Here is a 15,845-nt window from a genome sequence, read left to right on the forward strand (position 1 = left end):
TTGGTTCCTCCGTTCCAAATATAAATGTCTATGCTCTAGAATCAAACATGCTGTTCGAACCTTGCTGCTTTTGATGTGAAGGTTTGTCGTAGTTGAACTGCTGGTTTTGCGGCCGCAGCATGTCAAGTGTTATGTTTACGAATTGCAGTGATTGGTAGATTAATTGTTGGTTTAGGTGATTTTGTTCTTTTAGTTTCACTGCTTCTTCGATTAGTTCGTCTTTTAATCTATTTAAAGCTTCAGCTTCTGTTAGTGAAGATAGTTCTATTACTCTGGTTATCGTCGACGGTTCTGCCGGCTGCCCTTTGCTTTGCAAGAAGGCCGTTACCGCTGATTGTCTTTCTTTTTCCGTCATATCGATTGCTTTTATGTGTTTTTGTTCGTCCACCAGCAGCTGGTTGAGGGCTTCGGTGTCCCCTAGCTTGACGATTTCTGTTTTTTTGTTCGCCAGTATGTTAAGGCTTTGATGTAGTTTGACCAGCTTTTCCAATGATGCAACAATTTTTTCGGCGGACATTCCGTTACCCCCTCAGCTGTTTTTGGCGGTTTGGTAAACATGTGTACGGACGGTCACTCAGTGCAAGGAAAACCGTCCGCTTTTTCTCTATTTGTTAAAGTAAAAATCGATGATGCTTTTGGCTGTCGCGCGCGGATCCACCTTGTATGTGCCGTTCTCAATTTGGACCTTTAACTCTTCTACCCTTGCTTGCCTTTGCTCCGGGATTTGCGATGAATGCTGGAGATCTTTTGCCTGTGTTGAAATCTCCAATTTGTCAGCCTTCATGCCGGATCCTTTTGTTTTATCTATTTTGTTGTATTGGCGATTGTAAGGGTTAACCCCTGAAGAACCAATGTTATTAATTTTCATTTTGCAGCCCTCTCTTTCGACCGAATACTATTCTCCCTGATTATTATATCGGTTGTGCGTTCATTTTTTTTAAATGTTAATAAGAGTTTTTGTTGACAAGTTTTTCAAATACGCTGTCGAAGCAGGACTTTTGAAGTGGAAGAGGATTTAATATCCGGTTTATTATCCGTTAAAAGTCATGAAAAACCGGAGTGTCTCACTAAAGTATTTCCCCATGGGTGGAATTAAAATAAGAATAATGAACTAAAAAATGCTCATCTTTTTTTGCAGATGGGCATTTTCCATACATTATGATTTTATTTTTTTCTTTTTGTCTTTTGTTTTACCTTCTGGTTGTCGTACATCAATAACGAGCCGGTGTTCTTTTACCACCTTCTGAAGATGGTCGGTACTGCTTTTTAATTCAGTCAAAACGCTTAGACTATAGCACCCGTTGTACACACTTGAGATGAAGTAAACCCGGCTAATAATCCCCTAAATGCAATTATAACGTTTTTCAATCCCGATGCGTAAAATAAGCACCCTTTTTATCCCGTTCTTCTATTTCCCGACGGCGTGCTTCATCTTGTTCGTGGTGTTTGAGCTCGGACTGGAGGCTGTTCTTGCATTCAGCACACATCCTGCCTTCACGGATGGTTTTGCCACATTTTTCGCATGGTATTCCTAAATTGGGAAACTGGGTTGTCCTTAGTTTTCCGGTTTTTATGAACTTCAGGATTAAATCCTCTTCAACTCCTGTAGCTTCTACCACCTGAGATAGCACGGCAGTCCGGTTTTCCCGCTTCCGGATATACTGATAAACCAATTCAAATTTCTTTTCTTCTTCTTTATAGCAAGCATCGCACACATCGCGGAATTTATTTTTGACAAATAGTGCATCACAGCTTGGACAGTTCGATAATTCCATTACTTCTTCCCCCTATAGCGGAAACTTCTTTTCCTTATGCATTTTATATCGAACGTTTGTGAGGGAAAATTTAGGCCTTATGAATATATTTTCAAAGTTAACGGGCTAAAGTAAGAGAATATATTTCTTCAGCTCCCGATTGTTTAAGGATTTTTGCGGCGTGCCTCAGGGTGGAACCGGTTGTGTAGATGTCATCGATGAGAAGAATTTTTTTGCCTTTAATCGTGTCAGGGCCTGTCACCTTAAATACTTGCGCCAGCCTAATTCGCTCTTCTCTCGATTTTTTGGACTGCTTTTCCGTGTGGGTTCGCAATAACGCGTCGTATGTTTTCAGACCAGCCGTTTCAGCTAACGCTTTTGCCTGGTTGAAGCCTCGTTCCGCCATGCGCTCATTGCTCAATGGGATAGGAACTATAATATCATGGCTCATGTGCTCTATTTTTTCTGCCACAAATGATGCAAAGGCTTCGGCCAAAGCGTAATCCCCGCGATATTTAAACTTCGCAATTGTTTCTTTTAAAAAATCGTTGTAATGGAAGAGCGAAATGTTTGCAGATAAAAATCCTCTCCATTCACTGTCATTTTCCCATCGCACACAATCGAGGCATAGCCCATCCTGTTGATACTTTTCCTCAAGCTCCCGTGAACACATTTTGCATCTTTCCCCGGAAAGAAACGCCAGCTTCCCTCTACAGTCGCTGCAAATTTTTTCATTATCAGACGACACCCAAATATCTTTCCAGGAAAAGACAGATTCGACTTCTTCATTACATATGAGGCATTTCTTAATTTTAAACATCCAGAAGGCCTCGGTTTCGGGCTTCTTCATTCATGCCCTGGATATGCCTGATGGCCTGTACCATGTCATTGCTTTTTCCATAATGAAAAAAAGTGACCGTTCCAGTTGGATGTTTTGCGCTCCTGCCGACCCGGCCGGCGATTTGGACAAGCGCACTTTCGCTGAAAACCCCATGTTCCGAGCCGATCACTGCTACATCCAGCTTTGGAATGGTCACACCGCGTTCCAAAATGGTAGTGGTCAATAATCCTGGTATCCGCCCCTCTCTGAGCGATGTTACTTTTTCCTTCCGTTTAGCATCCTGGGAGTGGACTGCAAGCAGGCCTCTGTTGAGCTGCTGAAATAATGGAAGGGCTTGTTCCATCACTTTAATGCTCGGAAAAAATAATAGAATCGGGGTTTTAGATTTAAGTCGTGTTTCTACCCATTCAGCTATGATGGGAGGAATGTTTTTGTTCTCTAATTGCTTTTTCCAGTTTCCGCACCAGTGCATAGTTGGAATCGGGATAGGATGCCGGTGGAAGCGAGCCGGGATCGTAACGGCCTGGAGTTTGCGATTCGCATAGGCTATTTTCATTTTCTTTGAAGGAGTCGCTGTTAACAGGATGGTTGCGGAAGTTTCTTTTTTGGCTTTGTTGACGGCAAACTGCAGTGATGTGTCCATGGAATAGGGAAAGGCGTCTACCTCGTCAATGATGATGGCATCGAAGGCCTCCTTGAACCGGAAAAGCTGGTGGGTGGTGGAGACTGTGAGAGGGGCAGGGCGGTGTCTGTCTTCACTGCCGCCATAGAGGGCAGATACCTCGATAAGTGGAAAGGCTTTTTTTAGCCTCGGGGCAAGCTCCAGGACAACATCGGTGCGCGGCGTTGCAATGCAGAGTCTTTTTCCTGACAAAAGCGCGGCTTCAATTCCTTTGAACAGGACTTCCGTTTTCCCGGCGCCACATACTGCCCAGAATAGAAGCTCCTCATTAGTGTGGATGGCGGATGTGACCCGTTCCGAAGCAGCTTTCTGTCCTTCTGACAGAGTTCCTTCCCATACCAGCACGTTTGCCGGAATGTCGAAGCAGAATTTCGGGCCGCACCATGAATACAATATGGTGCATTCACTGACCCTGCCCATCATGATGCATGCCCGGCAATAGGCACACGATTTGCCGCAGCGGCTGCATGGGAATTTATAAAACATGGATGGTTCTTTATTTCCGCAACGCGTGCAATAATAGCGGCCTTCATCCTTTGTTAGCCCGGGAGTTGAAGAGACGTAGCCATTTTCAACATGGTCATCGAGAACTTTAAAAGGTATCTCTTCAGGAAGCAGAAGACGGCCATAGAGATGCTGCTGGAGTTCAGGTGAATATTCGAAGGCTGGATTAAGCGGGATGGATTTCTTGGGTGAGGCTATTCTAGCAGGGGAAGCTGACGGAGAAGAGAACATGGAAATGAATTTTTGCAACAAAAATGAAGACCTCCTTTGTATTTGTCATTACCAGTATTCGATGTGTTTTTGCTATTTACCTCTATTTCTAATAAAAATGTCCCGCCGGGAGGGCAGGACATCAATAAGCAAAATTTATGATAGCTAAATGATAGTGATAGTCTAGATAAATCGCCGGGAACTCTTGTTTGCAGCCACATTAAAATTGTAGCCAAAGCCTTAATAAACACCGACTTCTACGTACTTATTTCACCTTATACCAACCCAACCCCATCCCGCCTTCTCCAAGATGGGTTCCGATAACAGGACCGAAATATCCGATGTCAAATTTGACATTAGGCAGCCCAGGTTCAATCTCTGCTTTCCATTGCCGGGCCTCTTCTTCCCGCTTGGCATGGATGATGACCGCTTGATACTCGCTTCCATCAGCCGTGGCTTCCGTTAGCAATTCAACGATCCGTTTCATCGCTTTTTTGCGGGTACGAATTTTTTCATAAGGCACGATAACCTTATTTTCGAAGTGGAGCAGCGGTTTTACCTGAAGGATGCTCCCGATCAGGGCCTGGGCACTGCTCAGGCGGCCGCCCCTCTGCAGGTTTGTAAGATCATCAACCATGAAATAGGCACGCACAGACTTTTTCATTTCATCCAGTCTCGTAAGGATTTCGGAAGGCGGATTGCCGTCCAGTGCCATCTGCGCAGCCTCAATCGCATAAAACCCCTGTACCATGCAGCTGATTTCTGTATCGTAGGCATGAACTTCGATTCCATCCACCATTTCCCCAGCTGAAACGGCTCCTTGGTATGTGCCGCTAATCCCGCTGGATAGATGAATAGAGATGACGGCATCATAATCTTTTGAGAGCTCCTCAAATAACTCCACGAACTGCCCGATCGCGGGCTGCGACGTAGTGGGGAGCTTGTCCGCCTTTTTAATTTCTTCATAAAAGTCATCAGCGGATAGGTCGATTTCCTCCCTGTACGCTTCCTGGCCAATGATCACATTCAGGGGAATCATATGTATATGATACTTTTCGCGGACATCTTTCGGTATATATGCAGTACTATCCGTAACGACTGCCGTTTTCATAGAATAAAACCATCCTTATTAATAGATTTCTTCTAAGCAACATATTCAACATTCTATCGGAAAATGCCTTTAAATGCATAAAAAAGAGGTCCGCCGTCGCTTTAACGTATTAATGTGCCGGGGGTCTGACCCCCAATCCGTCACAGTGTTAACGCACCACCGCATCGGGGGACTGGCCCCACAAGACTCAAAAAAAGAGAGCCAACCAAAGGGAGGGTCTCCTCCATTTGCAGGTTCTCTGTTCTTTAGGTATATTTATTTCACTTCCACCCATCCGTTTTTGATGGCAAGAACAACGGCCTGGGTACGGTCGTTGACGTTCATTTTTTGGAGAATGTTGCTGACGTGGTTTTTGACGGTTTTTTCGCTGATGTAGAGGGTTTCGCCGATACCGCGGTTGCTTTTTCCGTCTGCGAGGAGCTGGAGCACTTCGCATTCGCGGCGCGTTAACAGGTGGAGCGGCCTCCTGATTTCGACAGGTAGTGAAGAATCGCCGTCAGCTCTTTCGTCTGATGCGAGCCTGCGATATTCGCGGACCAGGTTGTGTGTTACCTTTGGATGAAGGTAAGAGCCCCCGTCTGCGACGACCTTTACAGCTTCGATCAGTGCGTCAGCGTCCATTTCTTTTAGCAGGTAGCCTGAAGCTCCTGTTTTTAGAGCATGCTGGACATAGTTTTCGTCGTCATGGATCGACAGAATAATGACTTTAGTATCCGGATAGCGGTCTACGAGCATTTTCGTTGCTTCGACACCGTTGATGTTCGGCATGTTGATGTCCATAATGACGACATCCGGGTTATGTTCTTCAACAATGTCCATTGCCTCGCTTCCGTCATCGCCCTCTGCCACGACTTCGAAAGATGGTTCAAAATCCAAAATCCGCTTAACCCCTTCGCGGAACAATTGATGGTCATCAATGATAGTGATACTTGTTTTCAATGAGTTCGCCCCCCTAAGTTCACTTGTAATCTATTTTTTTCTATTTCGAAAAAACTTCCCGTCCGCCTCTGGATTACCCTTTAAAAAGGGCAGTCCAAATCGGTGGGTTATCTACTATTTGCAAAAGGAATCTCTTATTTCTTTAACGGCACTTGGATAAACACAAGCGTTCCCGTTCCGGGATGGGAATCGATGGACATTTCCCCCTCAAGCAATTCCACTCTTTCCTTCATTCCCATTAAGCCGAATGACCCTTGTTTTTGCTGGGTGGAATCGAAGCCTTTGCCATCATCCTTTATCGAGACAGAGATCATTTCTTTTGTCATCGATAGTTTGACCATGATATGCCTTGGGCTGGCGTGCTTCAATGCGTTTTGTGCCGCTTCCTGGATAAGGCGGAACAGCGCCACCTCCATTTCGGAAGGAAGCCGTTTTTCCTCTCCAAGGTTCTTGAATTCCAAAGTGACGCCATCATTATATTCTTCGACTGTTTGCAAATATTTCTTGAGGGTAGGAATCAAGCCTAAATCGTCCAGCGCCATAGGCCGCAGGTCGTAAATGATCCGGCGCACCTCGTATAGTGCATTCCGTACCATCGATTTCAGGCTGCGAATTTCCGTAAGCGCCTCATTCGCCCCCCGCTCGCGGTACACGCGTTCGATCAGGTCGGAACGCATCATCACGTTTGCCAGCATCTGGGCGGGGCCATCGTGAATTTCCCTGGAGAGCTTCTTCCTTTCTTCTTCCTGGGCCTCGATGATCTTCAAGCCGAAATCCTGTTTCCGCCGCGCATCCTCCAGCGCTTCCCCAACCTGTCTTAAATCACTCGTCAAGTAGTTCAAAACAACGGATATTTGCGACACGAGATGTTCCGCGCGGGCAATGGTTTGCTGCAGCCCTTTCAGCCTTCGTTCCAGGTCATCCCGCCTTAACCGCAGCTGCTTTTCCTGCTGGCGGTTCATTTGAAGGTCGACCTGCATGTTATGGGCCCGCTCATAAGCATCGCGCACCTGTGCTTCATTATACTTGGCGAAATGCATGCTTACTTCCGATAACCTTTTTCTTGCAAAGCGTGCGTTTACTTCAAGAGCATCGCCTTCCGCAATCGTGATGGCCACCTTGCGCTTCACTTCATCAAGCTCTTTTGTTATGTCTTCATAATCCCGACGGCACTGCTCTTCGATTTCAAATATCTCTGATTTGCTTTCGCCGACCGTCGTTACCATTGTCTCTAAAATGCTGTCAAGTACCTTGGCATCTACTTTTTTTATGGCCATGTTGATTTCCTCCGTTTTATTCCAACAGGAGTGTCATGTTTTAATAGATTGTTGTTTTGCATTATTGGAAGTGCCGCTTTTAAAACGCGGCTCCTTATGTATGTCGCTAACGATCCTGGAGCTGTCGCAGGGGAAGCCGAACCAGGTAAAAAACTTTTTAGTCAGCTATTTATTTAGTATACTTTTATCCTAATGCATATGGCCTCTAACAATCAAATGGTAGATTATATCATCTTCCTGCAAAAAAGGAGCGGATTCTTGAAGAGTTCTTCACAAAACCCTTATAAACACTGTATTCATAGAGTTAACCCGGCTGACATAAAAGAAGAATCTCGCATTTCTTGCAAAAATTATTCTTTTAAGCATATGTTACTATTTTAAGATAGTACTTAATACTCCAAGAATAGTTAACATTATAGCATGTAGATAGTCTTTTAATATTAAATTTACTTTACGGTACCTTACTGTTTTATTACGAAAACCACTTCATTTTCGCGATATTCGGCGCCATTCTTGCTATTTGTTTCAATCAGCCCTAATCCCTATAATATGATATAAAAACCGCAATCCACCGGTTGCGCAAAGGAGGTCCACCATGCTTCCAAGCTATTTGACCGTCAAAGGTGAAGGCGGGCATGAAATCATTATCCAAAAGTCCCGGTTCATTGCCCACATCACCCGCGCTGAAACGGAAGAAGCAGCACAAAGCTTTATCGCATCCATTAAAAAGAAGCACCATGACGCTACCCACAATTGCTCAGCCTATCTGATTGGGGAAAACAACCATATCCAGAAGGCCAATGACGATGGGGAACCTAGCGGAACAGCAGGCGTGCCTATCTTGGAGGTTATTAAGAAAAAAGGTCTTAAAGATACAGCCGTTGTGGTCACTCGCTATTTCGGGGGCATCAAACTTGGCGCAGGCGGCCTCATACGGGCGTACGGAAAATCGGCTTCTGAAGGGATCGAACGGGCGGGCATCGTCGAGCGGAAGCTTATGCGCGTCATGCACTCAAAGGTAGATTACACCTGGCTTGGAAAACTCGAAAACGAACTCCGCTCCTCTATCTATGAGATAAAAGAAATTCAATATCTTGATAATGTCATCATTCAAACTTTCGTGGAAGAAGGGCAAAAGCAGGAGTTCACAGATTGGATGACGGAACTGACGAATGGACAAGCGGACATTACTGAAGGGGACATCCTCTATCTGGAGAAAGAAATCTAGAAATCACCCTCCTTTGCAGCCAAATGTAGTTTTCCAATAACTTTCATGTGTAAAAAAGGAAAATTCATTTTACGTAATAGCCATTTCATTGTAAAATTAAGTTTGGTCTATTTTTCGCCAGTCTTTTTAAGAAAATTGAAAAATAGTGGCGGTTTATGCCATGTAAAGGGGAAATAAATGATGTCTAGTACTAGACGAACAATATATAAAATAAAAAAGAAGAAGAAAAAGCGCAGAAGGATTTTGTTGGTTTTAATACCGTTTCTGATTTTGGCTTTAGGCGCGACCACATATGGTGCGTATCTTTATACAAAAGCTCAGTCTGTTTTCAATAACTCGTATGATCCACTAGCCGGTTCGGACAAGCGTGACGTAGATCCGATGGCGGATAATATATCATTATTGTTTATCGGTGTCGATGACAGTGAAAAACGGCAGTTTCAAGGAAATTCCCGTTCCGATGCCCTGATGCTAGCCACTTTCAATAAGAAAGAAAATAGCATCAAGCTGTTGAGCATCCCTCGTGATTCCTATGTTTATATTCCGGAACGCGGCTCAAAAACAAAAATCAATGCCGCCCATGCTCTTGGCGGTCCTCAGGCTACAATGGACACTGTCGAGGAACTCCTTGATATTCCTGTAGATTATTATGTCCGGATGAACTTCAACGCATTCATTGATGTTGTCAATGCTTTAAACGGCATTGAAGTGAATGTACCTTATGAATTAAGGGAACAGGATTCAAAGGACCGTGCAGGAGCCATCCACCTCCAGCCGGGAGTCCAGACGGTAAATGGCGAGCAGGCACTCGCACTGGCCAGGACACGTAAACAGGATACGGATATCATGCGGGGTGAACGCCAGCAGGAAATACTGAAGGCGATCATGAAAAAGGCAACATCCGTGGGTGCTGTCACAAAATATACCGATGTGATGCAAGCTGTCGGAGATAACATGACGACGAACCTTAAGTTCGGGCAAATGAAGTCCTTTATCAGTTATGTTACGAATGATTCTGGTTTAAATATCGAATCAGTGAAGTTAGAAGGCAGCGACCTTCGTCTGAGCGGTGTATACTATTACCAAATCAATGAAATGTCGTTGATAGAAGCGCAATCAGCGTTGAAACAGCATTTAAATATAACGTCACAGAACAGCCCGTCGAGCACGACCCAGGACACCCAGTCGGCCACGACCCAGCCCGCACAGGAAACGGCAGAGGCACAAAATTAAGGTCACAGGATATGTAAGTGTTGCCGGAAGATGCTGGCACCCTTAGCCCGTGTTCCGAAAGTAAGCAAAAAGGCACTTCCTTCATAATAGGAAGTGCCTTTTTCGTTTCGTGATACTTCCATCAAACAAAACAAAACACCTTTGCCGCTGGGCAAAGGTGTTTTTAACCTTTATTCTTAACATTTGCGTTTTTAGCCGTATTGTACATTTTAAGCAATGGCTGATAATTCGCACCGACCAACCCGATTTTTTCAACAATGATTTCAATGGTAAGAATCAGGATGCCAAGGATCAGGAGCGCGCCCCATAACGTAGCCAGTGAGAAAATAATGGCTGCCAGTCCAAAGCTTGCGGCTAACGCATAAATAAGGATGACTGTCTCCCTATGAGAATACCCCACCCTGACAAGGCAATGGTGCAGGTGTGATTTATCCGGAGCGGCCAATGGCTGTTTATTGATTACCCTGCGAATAATTGCGAAAAACGTATCTGAAAGCGGTACGCCTAAAATGATGATTGGCACAATCAAAGAGATCATCGTAACGTTCTTAAACCCGAGCAAGGAAATCACGGCAATGATATATCCCAGGAATAACGATCCCGTATCGCCCATGAATACTTTTGCCGGATAAAAGTTATACTTTAAAAAGCCGAGTGTCCCTCCTGTCACAATCAAAGCAAGCGTAGCAACAAAAAGGTCTCCCATCAACAAAGCCATCACCGATATGGTAATAAGTGCGATGGAGGACACTCCTGCAGCAAGGCCGTCAAGCCCATCGATCAGGTTGATTGCATTCGTGACTCCCACGATCCAGAGAATCGTGATTGGTATGCTCAGCATCCCAAATTCCAGCATCCCGCCGAATGGCAGGTTGATAAATTCCACTTCAAGGCCGCCCATAAGGATAATGATAAGGGCAGCAGCAATCTGGCCAAGTAATTTTGTACGTGCTCTCAATTCATATATATCGTCAATCATTCCTATTATGATAATCACCAATGCACCTAATAGGATAGGCACTTGATTTGGAAAGTTCCCGCCAAAAATGACATAAGCGATGAAAAAGCTTAGAAAAATGGCGAGGCCGCCCATGCGCGGCATTACTTTTTCATGGACTTTCCGTTCATTCGGTTTATCAGTAGCCCCCATTTTATATGCCAATCGGATAACAAATGGAGTTAGTATGATTGACAAAATGAAAGCTGTCAAAAAGGCCCACAATAACATTAGACCCACCTCTTAACTGCAACGTAGAGATTACATACCCTGTATGTAAAGGAATGTAAACCAGTTCCATAATTTATTGATCTTTTGTAAAGCAATCTCAAATATTGATTATAAATGGTTTTTTAAAAAATCTCTACAAAAAGTTATTGAACCCATGAAAATTTTTGTCAATTTTTTCCGAGTATTGTCTAAAAGCCGATGAATAATCATAGTGGTATTAGAAACTGCCCCATAAAACAATATAAATCCTGTCCAATACATTAGACGTCGAAAAGTATAAAAAGTTTCATAATCATTACTTTGTTAATTTTCCCGGAATCGATTTTAATTAGTCCGCACGGAACTCCCCTTTATTTGCCTGTTACCCTCTTTTTCATCACTTTCAGCATAAAAAGCGGGAGGGCTGACATCCTTCGCCAGCGTCTCGGTTCCTGGATCAACCGGTAAAGCCATTCCAGATTGGCTTTTTGCCAGACCGCCGGAGCCCGGTTTACTTTTCCGGCCAGCACATCAAAGCTGCCGCCAACCCCCATAAAAATCCCTTTGTCAAAAAGATGGAGATGCTTGTTGATCCACTGGTCCTGTTTCGGAAATCCAAGTGCGATGAAGACGATGTCCGGCTTGAATTTACTTATCTGCTTCGGAAGGGCTTCATCTTCAATATCGATGAAGCCGTGATGGTATCCGGCTAGATCGATGTGTTTGTATTGCTTTTCCACATTCTCTGCGGCCAATTGGACAACTGATTCCTCAGCTCCAAGCAAAAACACCTTGTAACGCTTAGCATTGGCCATCCCCAGCAGCTCGGTCATAAGATCAAAGCCGGCAATCCGCTCCTCAAGCGGCGTATTTAACACCTTGGAGGCATATATGACCCCGATGCCATCCGGAATCACAAAATCGGAGCTGCAGATTATATTCCTGTAATCGGTATCTTTTGAGGCATGTTCAACAATTTCCGGATTAGCCGTTACAATGTATGTTTTTTTGCCATCCTGCAATCGTTCACGCATGATTTCCTCAACAAGCGCCTTCCTTGTTACATTTGCAAAAGGAATGCCCATTATATCAATTTTATCGATTTTCATTCTTTTAGCCTTCCTTGCCTTCATGATCATTAGCTGCTATCAGTTATTTGACGAATTTAATAGGAAATTTGTTGCTGGAATTGACAAAAAACCTGCCAGGACCACAAAGGGAATCGGCAGGTTTTTATGCCACTCACTATTTTACCGTTTCAAGGGGCCTGCTTTGCTTCTCCATGGCCCGTTCCCTGAACTCTTTTCGTTCTTCACGGGACATGGCCCTGTACTCTTTGAGGAATTTCTTATATTCCGGCACGACAATCTCTGTTTTGTCAAACGCCCTAATTTCCCCATATTCGAGCCACATCACCTTCGTGCAGAACTGTTTGACCTGGCTGATCGCGTGGCTGACAAAGAAAATCGTCTTGCCTGAATCGCGAAAGCTGAACATCTTTTCCTTCGATTTGTCTGCAAAAGCCTGGTCACCCACTGACAGCGCTTCGTCAATGATCAGGATGTCAGGGTCGACAGTGACAGAAATAGAAAAACCAAGCCGCGATTTCATCCCGCTGGAATATTTCTTAACGGGCTGGTCGATGAACTTCCCTATATCGGCAAAATCAATGATTTCGGGCTCAAGCTCTTTAATTTCCTTTTTATTGAAACCAAGCATTAAAAGCTTTAGCTCAATATTTTCCCTTCCGGTAAGCTGATTGTTCAGGCCGGACTTAATGGCGATTAAAGAGATCTGCCCTTTTGTAGTTACTTCCCCATGAGTGGGCGGTATGATGCCCGAGATAATATTGGACAAAGTAGATTTACCGGAGCCATTTACGCCCACGAGCCCGATGACATCGCCTTTTTTTGCAGTGAAGGTTATATTCTGAAGGGCATAGAAATCCTCTCCATATCCATTAGGCAGAATGATATCTAGCAGCTTTTCAGATGCCTTCCTATGCAATTTAAATTTTTTGGTCACGTTTTTAACAATAACCGTATCGCTCATCTATATCACATCCAATTACAAGTAATCCACAAAATGTCTGCGGAATTTCACATGCAGCGCGGATCCGATAGCCAGGATCACGATAACCACTGCCCAAAAATACAAGGTATAACGCCAGTGGTCGACAAAATACCATTCTGTCCCTAATATCGCAGCACGGTATCCTTCCACAATATAATAAAACGGATTGATTTGCATCACTGTTTGAATCCATTCGTATTTCCCATCAAATCGATAAGGGGGCCATAATAAAGGCGTTAAATATAACATAACCCTCATTATGGACTGTATCACCATTTGCACATCCCGCACAATGGTCGAAAGTGTAGACGTGACCAGAGCCAATGCCAGCAAAAGCACAAGCAATGAAAACATAAAATACGGCAGCTGAATTATATAAGGTGAAATTTTATAGTCGGTAAATTGAAAAATGATCAGTATGATTCCAGTAAGCATCAAATGCTGATAAAATTTCGCAAAAATTACATAACTGGGAATGACACTCATCGGAAAACTCATTTTCGAGATAAAATTGATCCTCGTATAAATCGATTTGGAGGATTCCAGTACAGCCGGATTGATAAAAAACCAAACCATGATCCCCGAGAGCATCCAGAAGATAAACGGGATATCAAAGGGTTGAACGTTCTCACCCCGGCGGATCCCAAAACCGAACACGAACCAATAGATCATGATCTGAATCCCCGGGTTTATGATTTCCCATAGGATTCCCAGATAGTTATTATTATTTGCGCTCCTCATTTCAAACATTGAAAGGCGCCGAATAAGATAAAAGCTTTGAATCTGTTCTTTAATCACCGTAAACATCGATTTCATGTCATGGTCCTTCCTAACGTTAATAAAAAGAAATGCGCGGACCTCCGCCATTCGGGAGCCTAGCAAGCCATCCTTTCCTTTGGATGGGCTTGTCTCCCTTATATTCTGCCCATGAGCCATCATATCATAGGGAGTGATTTTTCGTGTGTGTACAATTGGAAAACCCGTAGAGTAGCGCACCTTTGTAAAGACGCGGATCAGGCGAAACCGTGGCCATGCAGAGTGTGGGTCACACAAGCGTCGATATGTGGCGCAATTAGTCTGTGTTCTGCCTTAGTGCAGCACAAGAAAATGTAATGCTTTCATTTCTGCAAAAACAAAAGCTTCGAAGCTCTCTTACCTCGAAGCGGCGGAATCCGTTTCATGAGAAATTCTTTTGTGATCTGCTCCTTTGCCATCATGGGATGTGCTAAACATATACTGAAGCAAATTCTCAGATGAATGGCCAAAAGAATACTTATTATGCTCCCTGGCGAACTTTACTATCGCATCGATATCAAAATCCCCGGCCTTGATTAATTCGATAATTTCCCCGGTAGTCGTAACCACAGGACCGGGAACCATATTTTCATACTCGCCCCATAAACCACGTTCCTTAGCATAAGACTCCAAGTCATATGCAAAGAAAATCATCGGCCTTTGCAGCAATGAGTACTCATAGGGAATCGAGGAGTAATCGGTAATTAAGCAGTCGGCGGCCAGGAGCAGTTCGTTGATATGGAAGCCCGACGATGAAAGATCAAAAACAAATCCGGGAAACTGTCTCTCATAGTCAGTCCTTTTTTTTATCGCCGGATGAAGCTTTAATAATATGACATAATCTTGCCCAATTTCCTTTTGCAGCCTTTCGAGGTCAAGTTTCAATTCAAACGAATTCAACTCATTATCCCTGTATGTCGGGGCGTACAGAATTTTCTTTTTCCCAGTCCATGATTCCGTATAGGATTCAACTTTTTTCAGGCTTTTTGTTTTAAGCTGCTCATCATAAAAAAAGTCTGTTCGGGGAACGCCCGTCCTCAATATATTCTTGTCTCCGAGCCCAAACGCTTTCTTGAAAATCTCGGCCATCTCTTCAGATCCCACTGCGACTTTATCAAATTTGCTGTAAACCTTCCGGAACCGCTGCTGTGCCGCCGGACTACGGTTTGCGGCTGACGCATCCTCCAGCCCGAATTTCTTGATGGCTCCGCCAGCATGCCATAACTGAATGCACTCGACACCTTTTTTAAATTGAGCGGAAGCCAGAAAACCGAAATAATTATCCACCACGATATAACGTGAGGTAGCCAGATGATAAATGGCCTTAAGATTATCAGAAATGACGGCAGTCTCAAATGACAGGATGGTTGTATCCGGATAATCCTCAAACTGTTTCGCCGTTTTTCCGTTGCTCAAAAAAACAACCTCTGCCTTTATATGCTGGCGGACCATTTCCTCATACACGGATCGGATATTATCGCCAAAGGAAACGACAAAGGTAATCTTATTCTTGGTTGGGAACAGCTTGAAAACCCCGAAAATCATTTTAAAAGCTATCAAATAAAGCGAGATAATAAAATCTTTACCCATTGATATTATATAAGTCCGTTTTTATTTTGGTTGTTGAAATACCGATTGTTCGGGGAAGGTAAAGGACTTCGCAGTACGGTTTAAGAAAGTCGAATTTGCCCTTCCAATCATCTCCCATGACAAACAAGTCAATCTCTTGGCCAATGACATCCTGGATTTTTTGATCCCAGTTATCTTCCGGAATGACTTCATCGACATACCGAATGGATTCGAGTATACGCTTTCGGTTCTCGAAGCTATGGTAAGCCTCTTTCTTTTTCTCTTCATTAAAACGGTCCGTTGAAAGCCCGACGACCAAATAATCCCCCAGTTCCTTCGCGCGGGAGAGAATATTTATATGTCCAATGTGCAGCAAATCAAAGGTGCCGTAAGTGATCACTTTTTTCAATATTTTCAACTCC

Annotated in this window: 15 protein-coding genes and 1 pseudogene; 2 read left to right on the forward strand and 14 right to left on the reverse strand. The window is 44.0% G+C overall.

The window, feature by feature from the left end; translation table 11 throughout:
- Nucleotides 1-28: 28 nt before the first annotated feature.
- From D0466_RS10915 to D0466_RS10950, 8 genes are all read right to left on the reverse strand, one after another.
- Nucleotides 29-517 (reverse strand): flagellar protein FlgN, encoded by a 489-nt coding sequence (locus tag D0466_RS10915; protein ID WP_117322587.1) that lies wholly within the window; start codon nucleotides 515-517, stop codon nucleotides 29-31.
- A gap of 87 nt (nucleotides 518-604) precedes the next feature.
- Entirely contained in the window at nucleotides 605-868 is a 264-nt protein-coding gene (gene flgM / locus D0466_RS10920; RefSeq protein ID WP_117322588.1) for a flagellar biosynthesis anti-sigma factor FlgM, read from the reverse strand.
- Nucleotides 869-1,364: 496 nt separating this feature from the next.
- Nucleotides 1,365-1,775: a TIGR03826 family flagellar region protein gene (locus tag D0466_RS10925; RefSeq protein ID WP_117322589.1), complete on the reverse strand. Its 411-nt coding sequence runs from the start codon at nucleotides 1,773-1,775 to the stop codon at nucleotides 1,365-1,367.
- Nucleotides 1,776-1,872: 97 nt separating this feature from the next.
- Entirely contained in the window at nucleotides 1,873-2,604 is a 732-nt protein-coding gene (locus tag D0466_RS10930; RefSeq protein ID WP_233522614.1) for a ComF family protein, read from the reverse strand.
- A complete protein-coding gene (locus tag D0466_RS10935; RefSeq protein WP_117322656.1) occupies nucleotides 2,567-4,012 on the reverse strand; it encodes a DEAD/DEAH box helicase in 1,446 nt (481 codons plus the stop codon). Before D0466_RS10935 ends, D0466_RS10930 begins: the two co-directional genes overlap by 38 nt.
- A 244-nt stretch (nucleotides 4,013-4,256) precedes the next feature.
- Nucleotides 4,257-5,102, reverse strand: coding sequence for a DegV family protein (locus tag D0466_RS10940; RefSeq protein WP_117322591.1), 846 nt, complete (start codon nucleotides 5,100-5,102; stop codon nucleotides 4,257-4,259).
- A 255-nt stretch (nucleotides 5,103-5,357) separates the two neighbouring features.
- A complete protein-coding gene (locus D0466_RS10945; RefSeq protein WP_117322592.1) occupies nucleotides 5,358-6,041 on the reverse strand; it encodes a response regulator in 684 nt (227 codons plus the stop codon).
- 134 nt (nucleotides 6,042-6,175) lie between these two features.
- Nucleotides 6,176-7,318: a sensor histidine kinase gene (locus D0466_RS10950; protein ID WP_117322593.1), complete on the reverse strand. Its 1,143-nt coding sequence runs from the start codon at nucleotides 7,316-7,318 to the stop codon at nucleotides 6,176-6,178.
- 595 nt (nucleotides 7,319-7,913) lie between these two features.
- Between D0466_RS10950 and D0466_RS10955 the strand changes: the two genes are divergently transcribed.
- Together D0466_RS10955 and D0466_RS10960 are read left to right on the forward strand one after the other, a co-directional pair.
- Nucleotides 7,914-8,546, forward strand: a complete 633-nt coding sequence (locus D0466_RS10955; protein ID WP_117322594.1) for a YigZ family protein — start codon at nucleotides 7,914-7,916, stop codon at nucleotides 8,544-8,546.
- A gap of 180 nt (nucleotides 8,547-8,726) precedes the next feature.
- A complete protein-coding gene (locus tag D0466_RS10960; RefSeq protein WP_199484544.1) occupies nucleotides 8,727-9,779 on the forward strand; it encodes an LCP family protein in 1,053 nt (350 codons plus the stop codon).
- A 163-nt stretch (nucleotides 9,780-9,942) separates the two neighbouring features.
- Here the strand turns inward: D0466_RS10960 and D0466_RS10965 are convergent, their stop codons facing one another.
- From D0466_RS10965 to tagD, 6 genes and pseudogenes are all read right to left on the reverse strand, one after another.
- Nucleotides 9,943-11,007: a glycosyltransferase family 4 protein gene (locus D0466_RS10965; protein WP_117322596.1), complete on the reverse strand. Its 1,065-nt coding sequence runs from the start codon at nucleotides 11,005-11,007 to the stop codon at nucleotides 9,943-9,945.
- A 350-nt stretch (nucleotides 11,008-11,357) separates the two neighbouring features.
- A complete protein-coding gene (locus D0466_RS10970; protein ID WP_117322597.1) occupies nucleotides 11,358-12,095 on the reverse strand; it encodes a WecB/TagA/CpsF family glycosyltransferase in 738 nt (245 codons plus the stop codon).
- Between the two features lie 160 nt (nucleotides 12,096-12,255).
- Nucleotides 12,256-13,038: pseudogene (gene tagH / locus D0466_RS10975) on the reverse strand (teichoic acids export ABC transporter ATP-binding subunit TagH); the annotation flags it as partial.
- Nucleotides 13,039-13,053: 15 nt separating this feature from the next.
- Nucleotides 13,054-13,875, reverse strand: coding sequence for an ABC transporter permease (locus D0466_RS10980; RefSeq protein WP_117322599.1), 822 nt, complete (start codon nucleotides 13,873-13,875; stop codon nucleotides 13,054-13,056).
- 336 nt (nucleotides 13,876-14,211) lie between these two features.
- Nucleotides 14,212-15,444, reverse strand: coding sequence for a CDP-glycerol glycerophosphotransferase family protein (locus tag D0466_RS10985; RefSeq protein WP_117322600.1), 1,233 nt, complete (start codon nucleotides 15,442-15,444; stop codon nucleotides 14,212-14,214).
- Nucleotides 15,437-15,832, reverse strand: coding sequence for a glycerol-3-phosphate cytidylyltransferase (tagD, locus tag D0466_RS10990; protein ID WP_117322601.1), 396 nt, complete (start codon nucleotides 15,830-15,832; stop codon nucleotides 15,437-15,439). The genes D0466_RS10985 and tagD overlap by 8 nt, the downstream gene beginning before the upstream one ends.
- Nucleotides 15,833-15,845: the final 13 nt, after the last annotated feature.

Origin of the sequence: Peribacillus glennii, assembly GCF_003429105.1 — a bacterium.
Lineage (GTDB): Bacteria > Bacillota > Bacilli > Bacillales > DSM-1321 > Peribacillus > Peribacillus glennii.

Excerpts from the sequence above, each read along its gene's own strand:
- D0466_RS10915 (WP_117322587.1), bottom strand. The coding sequence starts at position 517 with ATGTCCGCCGAAAAAATTGTTGCATCATTGGAAAAGCTGGTCAAACTA.
- flgM (WP_117322588.1), bottom strand. The coding sequence starts at position 868 with ATGAAAATTAATAACATTGGTTCTTCAGGGGTTAACCCTTACAATCGC.
- D0466_RS10925 (WP_117322589.1), bottom strand. The coding sequence starts at position 1,775 with ATGGAATTATCGAACTGTCCAAGCTGTGATGCACTATTTGTCAAAAAT.
- D0466_RS10930 (WP_233522614.1), bottom strand. The coding sequence starts at position 2,604 with ATGAAGAAGCCCGAAACCGAGGCCTTCTGGATGTTTAAAATTAAGAAA.
- D0466_RS10935 (WP_117322656.1), bottom strand. The coding sequence starts at position 4,012 with ATGTTCTCTTCTCCGTCAGCTTCCCCTGCTAGAATAGCCTCACCCAAG.
- D0466_RS10940 (WP_117322591.1), bottom strand. The coding sequence starts at position 5,102 with ATGAAAACGGCAGTCGTTACGGATAGTACTGCATATATACCGAAAGAT.
- D0466_RS10950 (WP_117322593.1), bottom strand. The coding sequence starts at position 7,318 with ATGGCCATAAAAAAAGTAGATGCCAAGGTACTTGACAGCATTTTAGAG.
- D0466_RS10955 (WP_117322594.1), top strand. The coding sequence starts at position 7,914 with ATGCTTCCAAGCTATTTGACCGTCAAAGGTGAAGGCGGGCATGAAATC.
- D0466_RS10960 (WP_199484544.1), top strand. The coding sequence starts at position 8,727 with ATGTCTAGTACTAGACGAACAATATATAAAATAAAAAAGAAGAAGAAA.
- D0466_RS10965 (WP_117322596.1), bottom strand. The coding sequence starts at position 11,007 with ATGTTATTGTGGGCCTTTTTGACAGCTTTCATTTTGTCAATCATACTA.
- D0466_RS10970 (WP_117322597.1), bottom strand. The coding sequence starts at position 12,095 with ATGAAAATCGATAAAATTGATATAATGGGCATTCCTTTTGCAAATGTA.
- D0466_RS10980 (WP_117322599.1), bottom strand. The coding sequence starts at position 13,875 with ATGAAATCGATGTTTACGGTGATTAAAGAACAGATTCAAAGCTTTTAT.
- D0466_RS10985 (WP_117322600.1), bottom strand. The coding sequence starts at position 15,444 with ATGGGTAAAGATTTTATTATCTCGCTTTATTTGATAGCTTTTAAAATG.